General features: G+C 73.0%; 17 protein-coding genes and 1 tRNA gene. 13 read left to right on the top strand and 5 right to left on the bottom strand.

Annotated elements, in window-relative coordinates:
- The first annotated feature begins 264 nt into the window (after nt 1-264).
- Nucleotides 265-1,119 (top strand): Cof-type HAD-IIB family hydrolase, encoded by an 855-nt coding sequence (locus ACFY3I_RS01105; RefSeq protein ID WP_390858786.1) that lies wholly within the window; start codon nt 265-267, stop codon nt 1,117-1,119.
- A gap of 42 nt (nt 1,120-1,161) precedes the next feature.
- Here ACFY3I_RS01105 and ACFY3I_RS01100 read toward each other — a convergent pair whose 3' ends face one another.
- Complete coding sequence (locus ACFY3I_RS01100; protein ID WP_390858785.1) at nt 1,162-2,085, bottom strand: SDR family NAD(P)-dependent oxidoreductase; 924 nt, start codon at nt 2,083-2,085, stop codon at nt 1,162-1,164.
- A 110-nt stretch (nt 2,086-2,195) separates the two neighbouring features.
- Entirely contained in the window at nt 2,196-3,095 is a 900-nt protein-coding gene (locus tag ACFY3I_RS01095) for an SDR family NAD(P)-dependent oxidoreductase (protein ID WP_365291465.1), read from the bottom strand.
- Between the two features lie 71 nt (nt 3,096-3,166).
- On the opposite strand from ACFY3I_RS01095, the gene ACFY3I_RS01090 reads away from it, so the two are divergent.
- The 6 genes from ACFY3I_RS01090 (at nt 3,167) to ACFY3I_RS01065 (ending at nt 6,881) form a co-directional block, all read left to right on the top strand.
- A complete protein-coding gene (locus ACFY3I_RS01090; RefSeq protein WP_390858784.1) occupies nt 3,167-4,099 on the top strand; it encodes a LysR family transcriptional regulator in 933 nt (310 codons plus the stop codon).
- A gap of 160 nt (nt 4,100-4,259) precedes the next feature.
- Entirely contained in the window at nt 4,260-5,033 is a 774-nt protein-coding gene (locus tag ACFY3I_RS01085; RefSeq protein ID WP_390858783.1) for a sulfite exporter TauE/SafE family protein, read from the top strand.
- A gap of 102 nt (nt 5,034-5,135) precedes the next feature.
- A complete protein-coding gene (gene rpmG, locus ACFY3I_RS01080; RefSeq protein WP_365291459.1) occupies nt 5,136-5,300 on the top strand; it encodes a 50S ribosomal protein L33 in 165 nt (54 codons plus the stop codon).
- An 80-nt stretch (nt 5,301-5,380) separates the two neighbouring features.
- Nucleotides 5,381-5,641 (top strand): type B 50S ribosomal protein L31, encoded by a 261-nt coding sequence (locus ACFY3I_RS01075; RefSeq protein WP_390858782.1) that lies wholly within the window; start codon nt 5,381-5,383, stop codon nt 5,639-5,641.
- 35 nt (nt 5,642-5,676) lie between these two features.
- Nucleotides 5,677-5,799: a type B 50S ribosomal protein L36 gene (gene ykgO / locus ACFY3I_RS01070; protein WP_240858519.1), complete on the top strand. Its 123-nt coding sequence runs from the start codon at nt 5,677-5,679 to the stop codon at nt 5,797-5,799.
- 335 nt (nt 5,800-6,134) lie between these two features.
- On the top strand, nt 6,135-6,881 hold the full coding sequence (locus ACFY3I_RS01065) for a cobalt-precorrin-6A reductase (protein WP_390858781.1): 747 nt from the start codon (nt 6,135-6,137) through the stop codon (nt 6,879-6,881).
- Nucleotides 6,882-6,913: 32 nt separating this feature from the next.
- On the opposite strand, the gene cobF is transcribed toward ACFY3I_RS01065, so the two are convergent.
- Nucleotides 6,914-7,720, bottom strand: a complete 807-nt coding sequence (gene cobF, locus ACFY3I_RS01060; protein WP_390858780.1) for a precorrin-6A synthase (deacetylating) — start codon at nt 7,718-7,720, stop codon at nt 6,914-6,916.
- A 33-nt stretch (nt 7,721-7,753) separates the two neighbouring features.
- Nucleotides 7,754-8,269, bottom strand: coding sequence for a DUF309 domain-containing protein (locus ACFY3I_RS01055; RefSeq protein ID WP_390858779.1), 516 nt, complete (start codon nt 8,267-8,269; stop codon nt 7,754-7,756).
- A gap of 102 nt (nt 8,270-8,371) precedes the next feature.
- Here ACFY3I_RS01055 and ACFY3I_RS01050 point away from each other — a divergent pair.
- The 6 genes from ACFY3I_RS01050 (at nt 8,372) to ACFY3I_RS01025 (ending at nt 14,518) form a co-directional block, all read left to right on the top strand.
- A tRNA-Pro gene (locus ACFY3I_RS01050) sits at nt 8,372-8,445 on the top strand.
- A gap of 259 nt (nt 8,446-8,704) precedes the next feature.
- Complete coding sequence (locus ACFY3I_RS01045; protein WP_390858778.1) at nt 8,705-10,969, top strand: hypothetical protein; 2,265 nt, start codon at nt 8,705-8,707, stop codon at nt 10,967-10,969.
- Nucleotides 10,966-12,114, top strand: a complete 1,149-nt coding sequence (locus tag ACFY3I_RS01040; RefSeq protein WP_365291448.1) for a hypothetical protein — start codon at nt 10,966-10,968, stop codon at nt 12,112-12,114. Before ACFY3I_RS01045 ends, ACFY3I_RS01040 begins: the two co-directional genes overlap by 4 nt.
- Nucleotides 12,115-12,144: 30 nt before the next feature.
- Nucleotides 12,145-13,020 carry a hypothetical protein gene (locus tag ACFY3I_RS01035; protein WP_390858777.1) on the top strand — a complete coding sequence of 292 codons (876 nt, stop codon included), beginning with the start codon at nt 12,145-12,147 and terminating at the stop codon, nt 13,018-13,020.
- On the top strand, nt 13,017-13,502 hold the full coding sequence (locus ACFY3I_RS01030) for a hypothetical protein (protein WP_390858776.1): 486 nt from the start codon (nt 13,017-13,019) through the stop codon (nt 13,500-13,502). Before ACFY3I_RS01035 ends, ACFY3I_RS01030 begins: the two co-directional genes overlap by 4 nt.
- Before the next feature lie 134 nt (nt 13,503-13,636).
- The gene (locus ACFY3I_RS01025; RefSeq protein ID WP_390858775.1) at nt 13,637-14,518 is read left to right on the top strand and encodes an alpha/beta fold hydrolase; all 882 of its coding nucleotides are present in this window, start codon (nt 13,637-13,639) and stop codon (nt 14,516-14,518) included.
- 35 nt (nt 14,519-14,553) lie between these two features.
- Here the strand turns inward: ACFY3I_RS01025 and ACFY3I_RS01020 are convergent, their stop codons facing one another.
- Nucleotides 14,554-18,624 (bottom strand): discoidin domain-containing protein, encoded by a 4,071-nt coding sequence (locus tag ACFY3I_RS01020; protein WP_390858774.1) that lies wholly within the window; start codon nt 18,622-18,624, stop codon nt 14,554-14,556.
- Nucleotides 18,625-18,805: the final 181 nt, after the last annotated feature.

Raw genomic sequence — 18,805 nt, 5'->3', positions numbered from 1 at the left:
GATGCACACGTCCCGGCCAGGGTTTCACGGCGACCGGGCCGAACTACGGCACCGACGCCGGGGAGTCGGCACCGGTACGGCTCCCGGGGGTGCCCGCGTGCCGGCGCGGACGTCCGGGAACCACGGCCACCGCGCCGTCGCGGCCGCCCGTACGGTGGCGTGCCGCGACCGTCCCGTCACGGGAATCCCCACGGCCGTTTCCGGTCCCGTCGGTCCGGTGGGGGACACTGGTGCACGAATGCCGTCTCCCACCGGAAGCAGGACATGCCCGCCTCGCCCGCCGCCCTCCTCGGCACGCCCGGCCAGCCGGCCGGCCCCGCCGACATCCGCCTCGTCGTCACCGACATGGACGGCACCCTCCTCGACGACGAGAAGCGCATTCCCGGGGGACTCTGGCCGATGCTGGCCGAACTGCGGCGCCGCGGCGTGCTGTTCAGTCCGGCCAGCGGCCGCCAGTACGCCACTCTCGCCCGGCAGTTCGCGGACGTCGCCGACGGCATGGTGTTCATCGCGGAGAACGGCACCTATGTGGTGCGCGACGGGGTCGAGCTCAGCTCGGACGTCCTGGACCCGGCCGTCGCCGGCGACCTCGCCCGGACCGTGCGGCGGCTGGTCACCGACGGTGTCGACGTGGGCGCGGTGGTGTGCGGCAAGCGGTCCGCGTACGTGGAGCGCGCCGACGAGGCCTTCCTCGCCGAGGTCCGCCGCTACTACGTCGAGCACCGCGTCGTCGACGACCTCACCGCCGTCGACGACGACGTGATCAAGGTCGCGCTCTTCGACTTCGGACCCGCCGAGCGCACCACCGCCCCGGCGCTGGCCGGTTTCGCCGGCACCCACCAGGTCGTGGTCTCCGGCGAGCACTGGGTCGACGTGATGAACCGCACCGCCAACAAGGGCACCGCCCTGCGTGGACTCCAGCGCGAGCTGGGCATCACGCCCGCCCAGACGATGGTCTTCGGCGACTACCTCAACGACCTGGAGATGCTGGACGCCGCCGACTGGTCCTTCGCCATGGCCAACGCCCACCCGGAGGTCATCGGACGGGCCCGCCACCTCGCCCCGTCCAACAACGACAACGGCGTCCTGCGCACCGTCGCCCGGGTCCTCGGTCTCTGACCCGTCCGGCCGCGAGCGGGGAGCGGCCGGGAACCGGCCGGGTCAGCCGGCGAGGAGCCTCTCCGACAGGTCCCACAGCCGGCGGCCGTTGTCCGGGTCGACGGCGTAGCGGGCGACGCCCTGCAGCCTGCCGGTACGGCGGTCGACGACCTCGCTCTCGTTGCAGTCGTCGAAGTACCGTCCGCCGACCCCCTCCAGCAGGGGGGACGTGGCGAGCAGCACCGAGGTGGCGGCGCCCTGCCCGACGGTCTTGATCAGCTCCTCCGGAACCCGGCCGCTCCCGCGGTCGCCCATGTGGCGCTGGAGATTGGTGTAGATGGCGCCGGGCATGAGGGCGTTGGCGGTGATGCCGTCCGCGGCCCAGCGGCGGGTGGCCTCCACCGCGAACAGGACGTTGGCGGTCTTGGACTGCCCGTAGGCGAGCCACGGGTCGTACCGCCGGAACGCGAAGTCGATGTCGTCCCACACCACCGGGGACTGCTGGTGGCCGGTGGAGCTGACGACGACGACACGGGCGCCGCCGGCGGCCGCCAGCGCGCCGTGCAGGGCGTTCGCCAGCGCGAAGTGCCCCAGGTGATTGGTGGCGAACTGCCACTCCCGGCCCTGCTCGGTATACCGCTCGGGGCAGGCCATGACGCCCGCGTTGTTCACCAGGATGTGCAGCGGCCCCTGCCAGCCGGCCGCGAAGGCGGCGACGGACGCCGGGTCGGTCAGCTCCAGCCGGGCGGCCCGCACCCGCCGGTTGCCGGTGGCCCCGCCGATCTCCTGGGCGACGCGCTCGCCCGCGGTCAGGTCCCGCACCGCGAGCGTGACCTCCGCGCCGGTGGCGGCCAGCGCCCGGGCCGTCTCGGCGCCGATGCCCGACGAGGCGCCCGTGACCACCGCCCGGCGGCCGGTGAGGTCGATGCCCGCGGCGACCTCGGTGGCCGTGCTGGAGAAGCCGAAGGGGGTGCGGATGGCAGTCATGGAGGTGCTCCTTGCGATGTGGTGCGGTAGGGCGCGGTGTCTGTTGTCGGCGGTTCTGTTGCCGGCGGTTCCGCGCCTGTCGTTCACGGTTCTGCGTCCGGGGTGCGGGGTCACGGTGTGACCAGGCGGTCCTGCTCCACCGGGGGCGTGCCGTCGTGCCAGGGCAGGACCTCGCCGAAGCGGACCAGCTCGCCGTACAGGGCGGGGTCGGCGTGGTCGGCGAGGATCAGGTCGAGGACGGCACGGGCGGCTTCGGCGGGGGACCGGGCCTGGCTGTGGTCGCCGAACCAGGGCCGGGAGGTGGCCGTGTCGACCATGCCGGGGCAGACGGCGGCGACCAGGGTGTCGGCGGCCAGGTCCTGTGCGCGGCGTTCGGCGGCGACGGCGCGGACGGCCGCGACCTGGGCGACCTTCGAGGGCACGTTCAGCCACACGGGCCAGCCGGCCTCCGCGGCGGTGCGCTGGTGGACGGCGCTGCGCCAGGACTCCACGGCGTACTCGACCTGGTCGAGGGTGGCACCGTCGAACAGGTGGTGCAGCCGCGGATCGAGATGCCCGAGGGTGCCGAGGGAACTCGCGACGACCAGCAGCCTGCCGGCCGGGCGCAGCACGGGGCCGAAGGAGCGCAGGACCGCGTGGGTGGCGGTGTTGGAGACGTCGATGAACTCGTCGGCCCGTGCGGCCTGCGACTCCTCGGGCAGCACGCGGGCGACCGCGTTGGAGACGACGATGTCCACACCGCCGTGCCGGGTCCGGAGTTCGTCCGCGAGGCGGGCGACGGCGTCGGTGTCGGTGACGTCCAGCACCCGGCCCTCGACGCGGGCGCGGGTGCCGGGCAGCCCGGCGGTCCCGGCGGCGGCGTCCAGCACCCGGCGCCGGTCGCGGCCGGTGAGCAGGACCAGGTCGTCCGGGGTCAGCCGGGCGGCGAGCCCTTCGACGAGGGCTCGGCCGAGCCCTTGGTTGGCGCCGGTCACGAGGGCGATGCGGCGCACTGTCGGTGATGCGTTCATGCCCGCAACGCTAGGAACCCCGTCACCATGAGTCCAACGAAAGTTCCGCACGTCTGGTATGCGTAAACGTCATGGACTTCAACGACGTGTCGCTGACCGCGCTGCGGGTCTTCCGCGCCGTGGCCGAACAGGGGACCTTCACGGCGGCGGCCGCCGCGCTGGGCTACACCCAGTCCGCGGTCTCCCGGCAGATCGCCGCCATCGAGCGGGCGGCCGGTGCCGAGCTGCTGGAACGGCGGCGGGAGGGGGTACTGCTCACCGCCGCGGGCCGGGTCGTCATGCGGCGCGCGACCGTCGTCCTCGACGAGATCGAGGCGGCGGCGCGTGAGCTCTCCGGTCTGCCGGAGGGCGGTGGGACGGTCCGGCTGGGCTGGATCCCCACGGCGGGCGCCGTGCTGGTGCCCCGGGCCCTGACCACGCTCCGCCGGACCGACCCCGGCCTGCTGGTGATCGGCCGCGAGGGCACCACCCCGGCCCTGGTCCGTGCCCTGCGGGCCGGCAGTGTGGACCTCGCGCTGCTCGCCTCGGCGCCGCCGTTCCGGGCACCGGACGCGGAGTCGCCGCCGCTGGTGCTCCAGACCCTCACCGAGCGTGCCCTGTGCCTGGCGCTGCCCGCCGCCCATCCACTGGCCCGCGGTGACTTCGTGGACGTGGCCGACCTGCGCGGGCAGCGCTGGATCGCGGGTCCTTCGGCCGGCGAGGACCGGCTGATGGGGGTGTGGCCCGGTCTCGACGAGCGGCCCGCGATCGTGCACACCGTCCGTGACTGGCTGGCCAAGCTCCAACTCGTCGCGGCGGGGTGCGGGTTGACCACCGTACCGGCCGCCCTCGCGGTCGCCGCGCCGCCGGGCGTCCGTATCCTGCCGGTGCGCGGCGGACCCCAGGAACAGCGCCGGCAGCTGCTGGCCCGGCTGCCCCAGCCGCCCACGGAGGCGGTCACCCGGGTGGCGGCGGTGCTGCGGGCCGCGGCGCTCGAAACGGACGTCCCGGAGGGCTCGCCGTGACCCGGGGCGCCCCTTCGGCCGGCGTGCTCTTCGCCACGGTCATACGGGCGGTTTCCTGCCACGGGCCGTGATCGGCGGGCGGGTGCCCGTGCCGGTCGGCCGTGACCGGCGGGACGGTCCCTACCGGATCCGCTTGTCCGGACATAACATCGGTCCCCGCATGAACACCATGACCCTCTGGCACATATCCGGCTGGGAGTTCGCCGCCCTGGCCCTCGCCGCGCTGCTCGTCGGCTTCTCCAAGACCGCCGTCAGCGGGGCCAACACCGTCAGCCTCGCCGTCTTCGCCGCGGTCCTGCCGGCCCGCGCCTCCACCGGCGTCCTGCTCCCGATCCTGATCGCGGGCGACGTCCTGGCCGTCGCCACCTATCGCAGGCACGCCCACTGGCCCACGCTGTGGCGGCTGTTCCCCGCGGTCGCGGCCGGCGTGGTGGTCGGCACGCTGTTCCTGGTGTGGGCCGACGACCAGGTGGTACGGACCTCGATCGGCGCGATCCTGCTGCTGATGGCCGGTGTCACCGTGTGGCGGCGCCGCGGGGCCGACCGCCCGGACGACCCGGACGCGGTCACCACCCGGGCCGGCCGGGTCAAGGCCGGCTCCTACGGCGTCCTCGGCGGCTTCACCACGATGGTCGCCAACGCGGGCGGCCCGGTGATGTCGATGTACCTGCTGTCGGCTGGCTTCCGCAAGCTCGGTTTCCTCGGCACCTCGGCGTTCTTCTTCCTGATCGTGAACGTCGCCAAGGTCCCCTTCAGCGCGGGACTCGGGCTGATCGACGGCAACTCGCTGCTGCTCGACGCCGCGCTCGTGGTGTTCGTGGTGCCCGGGGCGCTGTTCGGCAAGTGGGCGGTGGACCGGATCAACCAGCGCCTGTTCGAGCAGCTGGTCATCGCGGCGACGGTCGTCGGCGGCCTCCAGCTGCTCCTGCGCTAGCCGGTCCGGCACCCGGGAATGCGGGCGGGGGACCCCTTGTTACACCTGTCGTGATTGACATGCTCGGATCATGAAGCCGGGTGTGGGTGAAGGGAGAACCTCATGGCACGCAGCATCCTGCGTCCCGTCGTCAGGCTGAAGTCGACGGCCGGGACCGGTGTCACCTATGTGACCCGCAAGAACCGGCGCAACGACCCCGACCGGCTGGTCCTGCGCAAGTACGACCCGGTGGCCGGCGCGCACGTGGACTTCCGCGAAGAGCGCTGAAACCACTGAACCACCCGGAACGACCGGGCCCCCGACCCTGCGGGAGCACCGCGGGGCGAGGGCCCCAGGAAGGGAACACCATGAAGCCCCGCATCCATCCCGACTCCCGGCTCGTCGTCTTCCGCGACCGCGCCGCCGACGTCGCGTTCCTGACCCGTTCCACCGCCGACTCGTCCCGGACGGTCGAGTGGGAGGACGGCACCACCTATCCGGTGATCGACGTCGAGGTCTCCTCCGCGTCGCACCCCTTCTACACCGGCAGGTCCCGGGTCCTGGACAGCGCCGGCCGCGTGGAGCGCTTCGAGCGCCGCTACGGCCGGACCGCCGCCGCCCGCGGCTGACCGGGTTCCGCGACCGACACGAGGAGGACAGCGCCATGAAGGTACGCAAGTCCCTGCGTTCACTGAAGGCCAGGCCCGGCGCCCAGGTGGTCCGCCGGCGCGGCGTGGTCTACGTGATCAACAAGAAGGACCCCCGCTTCAAGGCCCGCCAGGGCTGACGGGAGCCGCCCGGCAGCCGCTTCCCACCACGGCCGCCCGGCCCCGCGCCGGGCGGCCGTGCCGTGTCCCGTCCCGCATGGCCGTACCGTGCGCCGTTCCGCGTCCCGGCCGGGTCGCCCGTCCGGCGTCTCGTCCCGCCCGGCCGTTCCGCGTGCCGTCCGCGCGTCAGCCCGGACCCGTACCGCGCGCCGTTCCCGCGTAGGCCCGCCCGGCGGCCGGAGCCGTAGGCGCTCCCGTCTCGTCCCGCCCGGCCGTACCGAGTGCCGTTCCGTGTCCCCGTCCCGCGTGCCGTCCCCCGCGTCGGCCCGGTCGGGCGGACCCGTACGCTCGCCCCATGTCCCCGCACGTCCTGATCCTCGGCGGCACCACCGAGGCCCGCGAACTGGCCGCCGCGCTCACCGCGCACCCCGGTGTCCGGGTCACGACCTCCCTGGCGGGCCGGGTCACCCGGCCCGGCGCGCTCGCCGGTGAGGTGCGCGTCGGCGGCTTCGGCGGGCCGACGGGCCTCGCCGACTGGCTTCGCGACCAGCACGTGGACGCCCTGGTGGACGCCACCCACCCGTTCGCCGAGAAGATCACCGCGAACGCGGCCCTGGCGGCGGCCCGGACCGGCGTCCCGGCCCTGGTGCTGCGCCGCCCGGGCTGGCACCCCGGCCCCGGAGACCGCTGGTACCCGGTCGCGTCCCTGCCCGAAGCGGCGGAGCTGCTGCCGCGCTTCGGCCCCCGGGTCCTGCTGACCACCGGGCGCCTGGGCCTGTCCGCCTTCGCGCACCTGGCCGACCGGCACTTCGTCGTGCGCGCGGTGGAGCCGCCCGAGCCTCCGATGCCCCCGCACACCGAAGTCCTGGTGGCCCGCGGACCGTTCACGGTCGCCGACGAGCGCGTGCTGCTGCGCGAGAACCTGATCGACGTCCTGGTGACGAAGGACAGCGGGGGAGCGGCGACGGCCGCCAAGCTCACGGCGGCCCGTGAACTGGGCCTGCCGGTGGTCGTCGTACGGCGGCCGCCGCTGCCGGCCGGGGTGACCGCGGTGACCGACGCGGCGGGCGTCCTCGGGCGCCTGGGCCTCGGCCCGGCCTGACCGTCCGGGGGCGGAACCGTGCCGCCGCGGGCTCAGCCCTCGCGCGTGCCCTGCTGCCGGCCGCCCTGCGTGCCCTCCGGACGGCGGCGCAGCAGATAGGTGTCCATGATCCAGCCCTTGCGCTCGCGCGCCTCGGCCCGCAGCCGCTGGATCCGCGGGCCGGCCTCGGCGATCGGGCCGGAGACCAGGATCTCGTCGGGTGTGCCGAGGTAGGCGCCCCAGTAGATGTCGATGTCCTGGTCCGCGTACCGGCGGAAGGCCTGGTGCGCGTCCAGCATCACCACCACGTCGTCCACACCGTCCGGCAGCCCCTCGGCGAGCCGCCGCCCGGTGGTGATCTGGACCGGCCGGGCCACCCGGTTCAGCCCGGTGCGGTGCCGGGCGACCAGCGCGGACACGCTGCTGATCCCGGGCACCACGTCGTACTCGAACGCCACCTGGCCGCGGGCCAGGACCTCCTCGAGGATCGCCAGCGTGCTGTCGTACAGCGACGGGTCGCCCCACACCAGGAACGCGCCGGTCTGCTCCGTACCGAGCTCCTCGCCGATCAGCCGCTCGTAGATGTCCGCGCGGGCGCTGCGCCAGTCGCCGACGGCCGGCGAGTACGCCCCGCCGCTCGCCGCCCGGTCCCGGTCCGGGTCCCGCGCCTCGACCAGCCGGTAGCCGCCGTCCGGTATGTGCGTGTCGAGCATGTCCAGGCGCAGCCGGGTGAGGTCGCTCTTGACCTCACCCTTGTCGAGGAGGAAGAACACGTCCGTGTTCCGCAGCGCCCGGACCGCCTGGAGGGTGAGCTGGTCGGGGTCGCCCGCGCCGATACCGATGACATGAATCTTTCGCACGCCCCGAGTCTGCCGCATACCACCGACAGCGGATCACCCCCGGTGCAGCCGCGGCGCCTCGGCCCCGGCGTCGACGCTCTCCGCGCCGCCCTCCACCCGCCCGGCCAACTCCCGCGCCCACCCGGCGAGCCCGTCGAGCTCCATCCCGTACGGCCGCCGGATCCCGCTGCCCGCCGCCCACTCCTCGACCGCGCCCGCGCCGCGCCGTAGCAGCCGCGCACCGCCGGTCGCGTTTCCGCGCGCCGCGTGGGTGAGCCCCACGGCCAGCTGGGCCAGCCCCCGCCACAGCGTCCGCTCCGCCTCGGGCCCCGACTTCCAGGCGTCCTCGAACACCTCGTGCGCGTGGAAGGGCTTCCCGGCGTCCAGCAGCGCCTGCGCCTCGGCGACGGTCGCCTCCGGGGTCCGTACGACCCCCTCCGCCTGCCGCTCCACGCCCGGAGCGCCGTACGGCAGCGGCCGCCCCAGGCCGTCCCGCGGCCGGGCGCTGCGCGCCCGCCCCTCGGTGTCCCGGTCCCGTGACCCTGCCCCGGTGTCTCCCATGCGGCCCATACGACCGATTGTCCCCCGCCGACCCGCCTCTTTCGGTCCGCCCGGGCAGGTGGGGTAAGGTGCTGTCCGTGTGATCACGCGGGTGACCGCGGAGGACCGCATCGGGACGTGGCGCAGCTTGGTAGCGCACTTGACTGGGGGTCAAGGGGTCGCAGGTTCAAATCCTGTCGTCCCGACTGGAGACAGTCGCAGACCGAGGGGCCGTTTCAGAGGACATCTGAAACGGCCCCTCGGTGTTTCTCGGCGGACCGGCCAGGGTCGGCGGGCGGCCCGGGGGCCGCGACTCGGGACTCCCGGGGTGTCGCCGGGGCGGGGATTTCCGCGAACCTCCGGCGGCGTACGTTCTCGCCCGCTAGCTTGCCTGGCATATCGGGGTTGGTTTTCCCGAACCGGTCCGCAGGGGTACGGAACCGGTGCGTCATGGCTAGGGGGGACATGTCAGACATATCTGCGGCCATCGCTGCCCTGCTCGAAGCGCGATCGCGTCAACTGCCCGCTGTGGAGCGGGAGAGCGCGCGGTGGAAGACGCTCGGTGAGCACATCGACGATCTGGAGACGGCCCTCGCCGCTCTCCGCACCCACACCGCACCGGATGCCGAACTCACCGCCTCGCTCACCTTCCCTCAACTGCCGGAGATCCGGGCGGGGGCGGCCGAGGCCGCCGTGTCCTTCCAGGTGATCGCCTCACGCTTCACCCGGACCACGGTCAACCTGGGAGTGAGCGGTGCCGCGCGCATGGGCAAGAGCACGCTCCTGCAGTCGGTCTCGGGCCTGGACGACCGGCAGATCCCGACCGGTGACGGCATTCCCGTCACCGCCGTACGGAGCCGGATCTTCCACTCGCCCACGGTGCGCCGGGCCGAGTTGGAGATGTACAGCCCGGCGGACTTCCTCACCGAGGTGATCGCCCCGCTGCACGCCGCTCTCTCGTATCCGGCGCCCCCGCGCTCCCTGGAGGAGTTCGCCGCGTGGCGCTACCCGGAGTCGACGGACCAGACCCGCGGCCGGCTGCTCCTCACCAGACTCCGTGACCTGCGGAGCGCACTGCCCTCCTACGAGCACCTGCTGACCGGCGGGGTGAAGTCGGTTCCCCTGGAGGAGATCCGGCCCTACGTCGCGTATCCGACGGACGAGGAGATCAGGGCCGCCGGCCCCGGCGGGGTACCGCGCGCCTACGCCGCGGTCCGCGAGGCCCGGATCGAGTGCCCCTTCCCGCACGAGCACGTCTCCCGGATCGGCATCGTCGACCTGCCCGGCCTGGGCGAGGTCACCGCCGACGCCGAGGAGCGCCACGTGGACGGGCTGCGCAACGAGGTCGACGCGGTACTGGTCGTCAAGCGCTCCTCCGACACCTCCTCCTTCTTCGACGAGACCGACGCCTCCGGCATGGCGCTGCTGGACAGGGTGCGCGGATACGTGAGCAGCACCGGCGAGTTCGCCTACGTGGTGCACAACATCGACCCGGACAAGCCGCATCTCGCCGAGAACCTCCGCGGGGACCTGCTGCGCAACCTCAACGGCGGGGAGGCCGACCGCTTCTTCACCGTGCTCGAGACCGACGTACGCGATCCGGAGCGCGTCGGCCGCGAGGTGCTGACTCCGCTGCTGAAGCGGCTGGCCGACGGACTGCCGGTGATGGACGCCGAGGTGCTGTCCGCCACCCGCGGCCGCGCCGGCGCGGTACGCGACCGGATCCGGCTCCAACTCAGGGACATACGGGGCGCGTTGAGCCTGGTCGCACGGCGCGCGGGAGTCCCGGAGGAGGTCAACGACACCAAGGCCGCCCAGTTGCGCAGCGGGATCGCCAAGCGGCTGCGGCTGCTCGTCGCCGGCCTCGCGGCGGAGGCGAACGGCTCGGCCGACCCGGCGTACGCTCAGGCGGTCGAGAACGCCTACCAGGGCGTTCTGGACTGGATCGACGACGGATTCGGACGCGGCGCGGACGCCTGGCGGGAACTGGCACTCACCCGCATGATCACCGAAGGCCACCCGGCGGACTTCGCCGGACCCGAGTTCAACCGGATCCGCGTGGAGATCAGCCGTCGTTTCGCCGCACTCGACGACTTCTTCACCGAACGGCTCACCGACGCCTGGGACCGTACGGCGGCGGCCGTCGCCGCCGAGTGCGGCGCGCTGTTCGCCGAGCCGGCCCCCGGCGCGGAGGGCGCGGGCCGTGAGGTCCTGGAGCGCCTCGCCGGGCTCTTCGACGAATCCTCCCAGCCGTGCCCGGATCTGGCGGCGGCGGTGCACAGCCTGCTGGACGTACGGCTGGAGTACCGCACGCTGCTCTACCCCCGGGTACGCCCCGACCTCGCCCCGCTGAACCTCCAGGTCACCCACCCCGACACCGGCGAGGAGATGCAGCAGGTGGCGGTACCGCTGACCGAGGAGGGCGCCGAGGAGCTGTACGGCATCTTCAACGGTCTCGCCGAACAGGCGGCGTTCCGCATCCAGAAGTCGCTGCTGCGGGAGGCGGCGGTTCCCGCGGCGGTGGTGCACGCGCTGGTGGAGCAGTTCGAGGACACGCTGATCCGGTCGGGCACCTCGCCCCAGGAGTTCCGCCGCTTCGTGCGCAGCTACCGCAACGACCTGTGGCCGGAGGAGTTCCGCGGCATCGACGAGGCCAACAGCCGCTTCGCGCGGGTGGTCAGGGTGACCGAGGAGATCGCGGCCCTCGCCGGACAGGAGGAGGAACGGTGACCGACGCCAACCGCCCGGTGTTCGAGTACCGGATAGGCCTGCTGGCGCCGAGCCAGGTGGGCAAGAGCACCCTGATCGCCAGCCTGCTGTCGGAGGGGCAGCGGATGCTGACCGGGGACACCACGGTGCAGTTGGTCGCCGCCGACCGGCTCACCCGCAACCGGATCGCCATCGCCGACAACCTGGTCGCCGGGGCGCTCAAGGCCCGGGTGTTCCAGCCCAGACTGATGCCCGGCACGAGTGACCCGTCATGGTTCCGGCTGCTGCTGGAACCACGGGGCCGGGACCTGCCCATCCGCTTCGACATCCTCGACTATCCGGGCGGCTGGCTCGAGAGCGGCGGCGAGGGTCCCGAGCACGAGCAGAAGTGGAACGAGTGCGAGGCGTTCCTGGCCGACAGTTCGGTGCTCATCGTGCCGGTCGACTCGGTGCTCCTGATGGAGGCCGGAGCCGAACACGCCCCCGTCCTCACCTCCCACCTGGCGGTGTTCCAGATCAAGCAGGTCGTGCTGCGCTGGGCCAAGAACCGTCGTGAGCGGGCCGGCGAGCCCGCCATGGTGATCTTCTGCCCGGTCAAGTGCGAGACCTACCTCTCGGACAGCGGGAGTCTCCAGGACCACTCCGCGAGTCTCAAGCACCAGGTCGTCGATCAGTTCAGCGAAGTGCTGGAGACGATCAGGGAGGCCGCACCGCACGCGTCGGTCCGCTACCTGCCGATCGACACCTACGGGTGCGTGGAACTCGTCTCGGCCCGCTGGGTCCCGCGTCCGGGCGCCCCCGGAAACGTGGAGATGGAACCCAAGTACCGGGTCAGGCCGCCCGGCACCATCACCAGGAAGGGGCTGGAGGACCTGATCAGCCTGCTCTGCCGCCAACTGGTCGACAGCGCGCGGATGCAGAGCGAGCAGACCGCCGCCCAGTACCAGGCGACCGCCCGGTACTCCAGGGAGTACGCCGACCTGCGCGAGGGCTTCTTCCGCGACCTGTGGAACAAGGCCAGCGGGGAGCGCGGCCGCCGCGAACGTGTCGCCGAGGCCGACCAGCAGCGCTACACCGAGGCCCAGGAGGTCAGCAGGTCCCTCTTCGACGTCCTGGCCGCCCTGGCCGAGCGGCGCAGCGGACCCCGCCTGCACCACCTGAGCTGAACCTGCCGCCGAGGGGGAGGGGACCCGCCCGTGCACATACATCTCCGTACGCGCTCGTACGCGCACGACTACGCGTTCGTCAACTCCGCGCCGGGCAGCCGCTGGTGGGACGCGTTCGCGCACTGGACCGCCACGGAGCGGCCCTGCCTGCTCGCCGTCGCCGAGGACGGTGAGGAGCACTGGCGGGTGCTGCTCAGCGGCATCCCGTCGGTCCGTACCGACTCCGGGGGCAGGCGCATCTACTACACCCTGGCCCTGGAAGGCGCGTACGCAACCGACGAGCAGGACGTCGCGGCCGTCCTGAGCCTGGCCTCCTGCCTGCTGGCCGATCTGGCGGAGGACCAGGACGGCCACGGGGTGCTGTCCGAGCTCTTCGACGGGATCTGCCCGGCCGCCGAGATGGACCGTCTGCTCGCCGCCCCCACCGGGTCCGCCACCGACCGCGAGGACCTCACCACCCGGCTGCGCGCTTCGGTGGCCTCGCTGGAACCGGTCTCCCACGAGGTCCCGACGACCGGCCGCGGCCACGTCGACCGGTGGATCGCCGGAAGGGCGGCCCCCGGTGCCGCGGCGGCCTTCCTGGCCCGCCTGTCGGCGCTGCTCTCCGGCAAGGAACACGGACAGGCGCACCTGCTCAACCTGGTCTCCGACGCGGAGGACGCGGACGGGGTGTCCCGGGGCCGGCTGGCGGTGCTCGTGGAGGGCGGCAAGGTCGGTGATCCGGCCATGCCCCTCGAGAACCTCCCGGAGCCCGAGGCGCCACCGGGTCCGCCGGCGCTCCTGGACCCCGCGGGGGGCCACCCAAAAGTCCGGTGGCGGACACCGATGGCTCGGGCATCGCTGGCCGCCTTGGTACTCCTGTCGCTGCTGACCGGGATTCTCTGGATCTCCGGGGTGCTTTTTTGACACCGAGGCCGTACACGGGCAAGGAAGACCGGCTCGTCACCGTGCCGCTGCGCGGTCGTGAACTCTCCTTCTACGGCCGGCCGCGGTACGACGTGGAGTGGCTGGTGGAGGGCAGCAGGCTGGAACTGCGCTGCGAGTTCCGGTCCGCCGACCAGGAGACCCGGCGGCCGGTCCTGGCCCGGCTGCGGGCACGGCTGGCCGTCGGGTGGGATTCCGGCCTCCCGGTCCTCAGGTGGGTCGACCCGCCCGGGTTCGCGTTGGTCAGGGTCGAGAGCCTGGACCTCGCCGTGGCGCTGGACGGAGAGCGGGTCTTCCACGTGGTCCGGGCCGTTCCCAGGGAGGACGGGAACTCGCTCCTCGTTCCGGACGGCTCCGGCCGCAGGGCCCGGATCACGGACATCGTCACCAACATCAAGTCGGCGCTGAGGCACCTGTCCTCGACGCATGCCGCTCAGCCGCCCGCGCGGCCGCCCCTGCGGTGAGGCCGAGCCCCGCGCCCGGCCGGCGCCGGCGAGGAGAGGGACCGGCGGCAGAAGCGTCGTGATCCTCAGCACGCCGGACCTCCGCACCCGTAATCCGCGTGCGCCTGTCCGCCCCGACCTGGCAGGATCCGGCCATGCCCCTCGCAGACGTGTCCCCCGGAGTGTCCATCGCCTACGAGGCCTTCGGTGACCCCGGAGATCCGCCGGTGCTGCTCGTGATGGGCTTCGGCGCCCAGATGATCGCCTGGCACGAGGACTTCTGCCGGGCGCTGGCCGAGCGCGGCCGCTACGTCATCCGGTACGACAACCGGGACAGCGGCCTGTCCACGAAGTTCGACGGGCATCCGGTCGACATCGGCCGCTTCGTCGCCGCGGTGACCTCCGGAGACATCGCGGCCGCCCTCGCGATGGTCCCCTACGGGCTGACGGACATGGCCGAGGACGGCCTCGGCCTGCTCACCGCCCTCGGCATCGAACGCGCGCACGTGGTCGGCGCCTCGATGGGCGGGATGATCGCCCAGACGATGGCCATCGCCCGGCCGGAGCGGGTGCTGACGCTGACCTCGATGATGTCCTCGACCGGCGAGAGCGAGTACGGGCAGGCGACGCCCGAGGCGCAGGCCGCGCTGCTCAGCCCGAAGCCCCGGGACCGCGAGGGGTACATCGCCGCGTCGGAACGCGACCTGGCCTGGGCGTCCAAGCGCTACGGCGACCCCGCGGCCCTGCGGGAACTGGCGGCGGACAGCTACGACCGCGCCTATTACCCCGCGGGAGTGGGACGCCAGCTCGGCGCGATGATCCTCGGCGGTTCCCGCGCGGAGGCGCTGCGCGAGCTCCAGGTGCCGACGCTGGTGATCCACGGCCTGGACGACACGCTGATCGACGTCAGCGGCGGCCGGCGCACCGCGGACCTCGTACCGGGCGCCGAACTCCTCCTCGTCCCGGACATGGGCCACGACCGCCCGCGCGAACTGTGGCCGGAGATCATCGGCGCCGTGGCGGCCCACACCGGGTGAGGCCGCCCGGCGCCGATGATCTCGGCCGGGAGCGGCTACCGCGCCGTGACCGCGGCCACGTTGTGGCCCTCGACCCGCAGGGCCGGCCGTGCGGCCGCCGTGCCGGCCGGCCAGGACGCCGTGACGGTCCGCGACTCGCCGGGCAGCAGCCACAGGTAGTTGTCGCTGTAGAGCGTCGGCAGGACGCGCTGTCCTGAGCGGGCGTCGCGGAGCGAGAGGCGGAGCATGGCCGCGACCGACGAGCCGCGGTTGGTCACCCGGGCGGTCAGCGTGCGCCGCCGGGTCCCCGGATCGTCGTCCGTGCCGGTGACGTCCACCGAGACCCTGGTCCGGGGCATCCGGTCCAGGGCCCGCATGTCCTCGGGGGCGCGGTACCGCCAGTAGGTGTTCTCCGACAGCAGCGTGTCCCGGGCGTCCGTCAGCCGCAGCCGCAGCAGGTGGAGGTCCGGCAGCCCGTCGTCGCCGAGCGTGAACGCGGTCGCGGCGGCGGACGGCGCGATGTCGACGTCCGCCCGCTGCTCGGCGGCTATCTGGCGGCCGGTCAGGTCGTAGCGGTGCGCGACGACCGTGGCGCCGCCGATCCGCCGCGCGGTGTGGTTGACGGCGATCACCCGGCCGTCGACGGGGCTTGCCTGCACGTGGACGGGTTCGGCGGCCTTGCGGGCGCCGTAGTAGGCGCCGTTGACGTCGAAGTCGTAGTCGTACGTCTGCCAGACCGTGCTGTACCAGGCGGGATGGGACATCCACAGCATCAGCCCGCTCGCGTCCTCCCAGAGCCGGTCGTTCCAGGCCTCGAACATGGCGCGGAAGTTCTCGTAGTTGACGAACTGCGCCTTGCGGCAGAAGTCGTCCAGGCCGGTCGCCGCGCCCAGCCGGGTCTCGATGGCGGCCCGGTAGTTCTGCGGAGCCTGGTTCCCCTTGGTGCTCCAGTCGTGGTAGTACCAGGCGCCCCCGACGGGCCACTCCGGCTCGTCGCCGACCAGCGCCCGCATGGTCTCCGCGGTGGACACCACGGGCATGCCGATCTCCGTGTGGAAGCCGAACGTCCCGCCGCCGTACGTCGAGGCGGAGTAGTAGCGCTCCGGCTCGACCCAGCCGTAGGGGCCGCCGCCGGAGACGATCCCGGCCGCCGAGTTGTTCTGGTAGAGCACGGCCGGCGCCTGGTCCCGGACCGCGGCCCGCATGCCGTCGTCCACCGGTCCCGGCGGGTTGCCCTCGTTGGCGCCGCACCACACGGCCACGCTCGGGTGGATGCGGTAGCGCCGTACGGTGTCCGCCACCTGGTCGAGGAAGAGCCCGTGGTCCGGCGGGTCCATGCCCCAGGCGTTGGGGAAGTCGTTCCACACCAGCAGGCCGTGCTCGTCGCAACTGGCGTAGAACTCCTCGCGGTCGGAGCAGCCCACCCAGTTCCGGATCATGGTGAAGTTCATGTCGCGGTGCATCCGCACGGCCGCGTCCATGCGGTCGGCGGGCATCCGCCGCAGCAGCTCGTCCCAGCCCCAGTTGCCGCCGCGGCAGAACACCCGGACGCCGTTGACGCTGATCTTCAGCGGCACCGTGGAGTTGTCGACGGACTCGGCGTCCCGCCAGTCGGTCCCGTCGTCGGAGACCTGGACCGTGAACGTCTTCGCGTAGGCCTGCTCCCACAGCAGCAGCACCCGGTCGAACCGCACCCGCGAGCCCAGGTCGACCTGGATCCACTGGTCGTCCTCGTAGGCCGAGGACCACCGGGTGTCGGGATTCCCGTCGACCGCCTGGGACGCGTGGGTCCCGTCGCTCTCGGAGGACGCGGTGGCCTCCTTGCGCAGCGCGAGATCGGTGCCCGGCACGGCGCTGTCCACGACCGACAGGCTCCACAGCGACGAGCCCCAACTGGTAGCCCGGGTACGGCAGAACACCCGCACGTACCGGGCCGTCGCGGCGGCCAGCTCGACGGTCTGCAGGCTCGCCGCGCCGGACGTCCGGAACGGGAGCGGCACCGCCGTGTTGTCGACGTCGCGCACGTCGGTCCAGTCGGAGCCGTCGTCGGAGACCTGGACGGTGTACGTCCCGGCGTACGCCCGTTCCCAGGTGAGCACCACCCGGTCGAACGCCACCCGGGACCCGAGGTCGACCCGGATCCACTGGTCGTCCTCGAAGGCCGAGGACCAACGGGTGGCCGCGTCACCGTCGGTGGCGTTGCCCGGACCGTTGCCGGGGTCGTCGACGGAGGACGCGGTGGCCTCCTTGTGCAGGGCCAGGTCGTTCGCCGGCACGGAGGAGTCCAGCACGGACAGGCTCCACAGCGACGAGCCCCAGTCCGTGGCGCGGGTGCGGCACAGGACGCGCACGTACCGGGCCGTCCGCCGGGTGAAGTCCACGGTCTGGGCGTAGGCGTCGCTGCCCGACTGGAAGGTCAGCGGCACCTCGTAGGCGTATCCGAACTGGCGCATCCCGAAGCGGGTGGTGCGCCGGTCGCTCTCCACGCCGTCCAGGGACGCGGTGAGCGTGAGCGTGTGCAGGGCCGGCTCGCCGTAGCCGTTCGGCCACCACAGCGCCGGGTTCCGCAGCCGGAGTCGCGCGTACTCGTCCGGGGTGAAGACGACGTCGGTGCCCTCGCCGGCCGCCACCGTGACCGTCCGCGCCACCCGCACCTTCCCGAAGGCCGCCGCGACGGTGATCCGCGCCTCGGAAGTGCCCGCGTTGCGCACCGGGACCACCACGGTCAGCTCCGCCGTGCCGGTGTCCGGCAGGTCGGGCAGCACGGTGTCCACCCGCGGGTCGCCGAGGACCGCCGCACCGGTGGAGCGCAGCCGTACGTGGTTCCAGATGCCGGCCGCCCGGTCCCGTACCGCCGGCATCCAGTCCCAGCCCGAAGAAGCCAGGTACGTCGGCGAGTTGCGGTTCATCATGTTCGCGCCCGCGTCCACGAACGCCAGGCCCGCCGGGCCCTTGTCGGCGGGGCTGCCGGGGAAGGGCATCGGGGCGATCCGGACGGCGAGGGCCTGCTCGCCGTCGCCGAGCAGGCGGGTGACGTCGTAGGCGGCGCGGGCGAAGGGCGACGTGAAGTCGCCGACGCGGGTGCCGTTGAACCAGACCTCGGCCGTGTGGTTGATCCCGTCGAACTCCAGCCAGACGTGCCGTCCCGAGCCGGTGCGCAGGCCCGCGGGGAGCCGGAACTCGCGCCGGTACCACCAGGAGTGCCGGGACAGCGCCTCCGGCACGTGCAGGTTGCCGAAGCCCGCCACCGGGTCGGGCAGGCGGCCCTGCTCCACCAGCGAGCCCAGCACGGTGCCGGGGACCGTGGCCGGCAGCCAGCGGCTGGTGTCGAACGAGGGTCTGGACAGCGCGGCACCGTCGCCGCCCGCCCGGTCGTCCATGGTGAGGTCCCACCCGGACTCCAGCGCCACCGTGCCGTCCGCGGCGATCCGCAGCGGTTCGGGGGTGCGGTGCCGGGTCTCCCAGTCCGTCCAGCCGGTCACCTCGGGGCGCGGGGTGCGGCAGGTGCCGTACACCTGGAAGCCGTTGAGGCCGAGCGGGTTGGCGTTGGAGCGCTTGTGGACCGTCATGCGTACCCAGCGCGCGGTGACGGGCTCGGACAGGGGGATCTCCATGACCCCGCCGGTGCCGGACTCGGTGCGGTACACCCTGGTCCAGGACCGGTGGTCGGTGGAGGTCTCCACGACGAAGCCGACCGCGCAACTGGACAGGATCTCCTGCCCGGTGGTGTTGTCCCTGGGGCTGCCGCTCGGCGACTCGGTGAACGGCGGGTCGTCCGCCGTGGCCTCGAAGACCAGCCGGAGCGACTCCACCCGGCACTGCGCCTCGAGGTCGACGGAGATCCACTGCGGATCGCTGGCCGAGGCCCGCCACCCGGAGCCCCGGACGCCGACGGTGTCCAGACCGTCGACCGCGAACTCCGCGGGCGTGGGCGCGTAGTCGGTGGAGGACACCGACACCGGCCGGTAGGCGGCGAGTTCGCCCCGCGAGGCGCCCGGCCCCGGCTGTCCGGATTCCGCCGTGGCGGCGGTGGCGAGCGGGCCGACGCCGAGCCCGAAGCCCGCCAGCAGGGTGCTGCCGGCGGAGAGAACGGTGCGGCGGGAGGGCGAGGTTGACTGATCCGACATGGACGAGCGCTCCGATCGGGGGAGTTCGACGAACGGCACAGCCGGGAACATCAGACGATGACAACGTTGCCAGGGCCTATGACAACGTTGCCGAACACTGCACCTCCGCCCTGACCCTGTCAAGGTCTCGCGCTCGCCCTCACCTCGCTTCTATTAAATTAGTAATTAATCTTGACACTGT

The organism is Streptomyces sp. NPDC001068, from assembly GCF_042897315.1.
In the GTDB taxonomy this organism is placed as follows: Bacteria; Actinomycetota; Actinomycetes; order Streptomycetales; family Streptomycetaceae; genus Streptomyces.
The sequence above is the reverse complement of the archived record's forward strand: the minus strand, read 5'-3'. Positions and strand labels throughout refer to the sequence as shown.